Source organism: Pseudomonas sp. SDO55104_S430 (genome assembly GCF_054070595.1).
In genome coordinates this window covers 1-2,476 of sequence record NZ_JBSVXG010000415.1, presented here as the reverse complement: position 1 = coordinate 2,476, position 2,476 = coordinate 1, and the positions used below count along the sequence as shown (strand labels likewise).

The window sequence follows — 2,476 nt, the reverse complement described above, 5'->3', positions numbered from 1 at the left end:
GATTCGGTGATGAACCGTAGGAGCGAGGCTTGCCCGCGAAGACGTCCTCAAAAACACCGCTGACCTGTAGGAACTGCTAAGGCTATGTTGTCTTTAAAAGATCGCAGCCTCGTTGCACTCGACAGCTCCTACAGGGGAGTGTCGGTTAGAAGTAGTACCCGAGGTTCACATACACCTGACTCTCCCAGTGATCCGTCCCGCCAGCCGCCAGGCTCTGGGTGTAGCTGCTGCCGCCAATGTACGGATCGTTCCTGCCGATCAGCCATTCGGTGGCCACCCACAGTTTGCTCAGAGCGAACGACGAACCGAGGATCAATCGTTCAGAGGTCTCAGAGCCCTTGGCCGATTTGTCGAATGCGCTGTAGTTGGCGTACAGCTTCGCTCCGCTGATCTGGTCGAACAGGTATTTACCGGCCAAGTCATAACTCAGGTCCGCGACGTACAGGTTACCGCGACTGGCGACGTTGTAGGTGCCGTCATAACCGCCGAAGGTCACCACTTCGTCGGTGCCGGGGTTGCGCGGTGACATTTGCTGGCGCGCTGCCTGCAACTGCACGCCCCACGGTCCGTTCTTGCCCAAGTAGTGCACGCCCACCACATTGCGTCGGCCGTCGTCGTTGGTATCGCGGTTTTCCAGGGTCGAGGTCAGGGCGGACACGCCGACTTCGGATTTCCATGGCCCCAGGTCCAGCGCTTTGGCGACGCGCAGGGCCAGGGTGTTGCGTTCCTGGTTATCGCTACCGTCGGTCACATAGCTGTCGGCTTCCGACACCACACTGGAAAAGGTCACGCCGTTGCTGGTGCCCTTGCCTTGCCAGGCCGGGCGCAGGTAATAGCCGGCTTGAATGTTCCAGTCGCCACTTTGCTGGATGTACTTGGCGCCGACCTGTTGCACATCTTCAAGGCCAATGACGTTGCCCAGAGTTTCGTAAAAGGTGCTGCCGAAGTACGGCTGCAGACCGAATGGCACGTTGTTCAGGCCCACTTGTACCTGCTGGTCGGGGTTGAACTTGTAACCCAGCCACGCCAGCTTTGCGAACTGGATGTCGCCGTAATTTTTCGTGTAGCGATAGGGATAGGAGCGACCGTAAAAACGGTACTGGGCTTCACCGATCCAGGTGTCGGAGTTGTATTTGGCGCTGAGGTACACGGTGTCCAGGCCAAAGTTCTGAATGTCGCGATCCGGGTCGTAATCCCAGCGTGCGCGAATGGCACCACCCAGATCGAGGTTGTCGGTGACCTGGACGGCCATGGCCGGGGCGGCAAAGGTGCAGAGTAGAGCGAGATACAAAGGGCATAGACGCAGTGGAGCAGGGAAGGACATGTGGCAGCTCTCGGTTATTTTTATGTGAGATGCCCGTAAGTCTTGCGATCCGCGCTGCGATGAACAAACGATTAAAAATCCGGGGAAACCTTCCTCGGATGCATGTTACTGAGAAAATCCAGTACGCTTGGCAACTGTCATCGGTCTTCGAGAGTTTTCCATGAAACGCAAAATGCCCGGCCTGAACGCGCTCAAAGCCTTTGAAGTGGCCGGTAGCACGGGCAGTTTCACCCGCGCGGCGGAGTTGTTGAACGTGACCCAGAGCGCGGTCAGCCGGCAGGTACGGCAGTTGGAGGAGCAACTGGACGAGAGCCTGTTGGTGCGCCGCCATCATCACCTGGAACTGACCGCCGCCGGCCGGGTGTTGCTGCGGGCGCTGCATCAGTCCTTCGACAAGATCGAACTGACGGTGCGCAGCATCCAGCAGAAAAGCCATGCCAACCGCCTGCACGTCAATGCACCGCCGACCTTTACCAGTCGCTGGCTGATGCCACGCCTGGGGCGTCTGCGAGAGCAACATCCGGACCTGGAGCTGAGCATCACCACGCGCCTGCAGGACAGCCTGGCGGAAACCGGTACCCTGGATTGCGCGATCCGTTTCGGGAACGGCGAATGGGATGGCCTGGACAGTTCCCTACTGTTTCAGGAACGGCACATCGCGGCGTGCGCGCCGTCGCTGTATGCGCGGGAGTGGAACGAGGAGGGCATCGACCTCAATCGCCTGACGCTGCTGCATGTGCTGGCCCGGGAAGACCAGCGCTACCTGACCTGGAAACACTGGCTGGACGCGGCACGCATCAGTGGCGTCGATACCCAGGGCGGTTATGAATTCGACCTGCTGGACCTGGCGATCCAGGCGGCCATCGACGGGCTGGGCATCACCATCGCCGACTGGCACATGGTCGCCCCGGATCTGGCCAGCGGACAGCTGACCCAGGTGCTCAACGTGCATGTCGACGGGCATCAGTCCTACTGGCTGGTGACCCGGCCGGAGCAGACCGAGATGCCGCAGTTGCAGGTGTTCAGCCAGTGGTTGCAAGAGGAGATCTGGTTGGCGCAGCGCCAGCTCGAGCCTTCAACCGCAGCCTCGTAACCCCACCCTGTAGGAGCGAGGCTTGCCCGCGAATGCGGAGGGTCAGGCAATACATTTTT

2 protein-coding genes are annotated in these 2,476 nt (G+C 59.9%); one reads left to right on the top strand and one right to left on the bottom strand.

The genetic code is table 11. The features are described 5' to 3' along the window. Nucleotides 1–145 precede the first annotated feature (145 nt). A complete protein-coding gene (locus ACW9JE_RS30240; RefSeq protein ID WP_224536439.1) occupies nucleotides 146–1,324 on the bottom strand; it encodes a hypothetical protein in 1,179 nt (392 codons plus the stop codon). Between the two features lie 160 nt (nucleotides 1,325–1,484). Here ACW9JE_RS30240 and ACW9JE_RS30235 point away from each other — a divergent pair, with 160 nt between their 5' ends. Further along, on the top strand, nucleotides 1,485–2,417 hold the full coding sequence (locus tag ACW9JE_RS30235; RefSeq protein WP_224536437.1) for a LysR substrate-binding domain-containing protein: 933 nt from the start codon (nucleotides 1,485–1,487) through the stop codon (nucleotides 2,415–2,417). Nucleotides 2,418–2,476 lie beyond the last annotated feature (59 nt).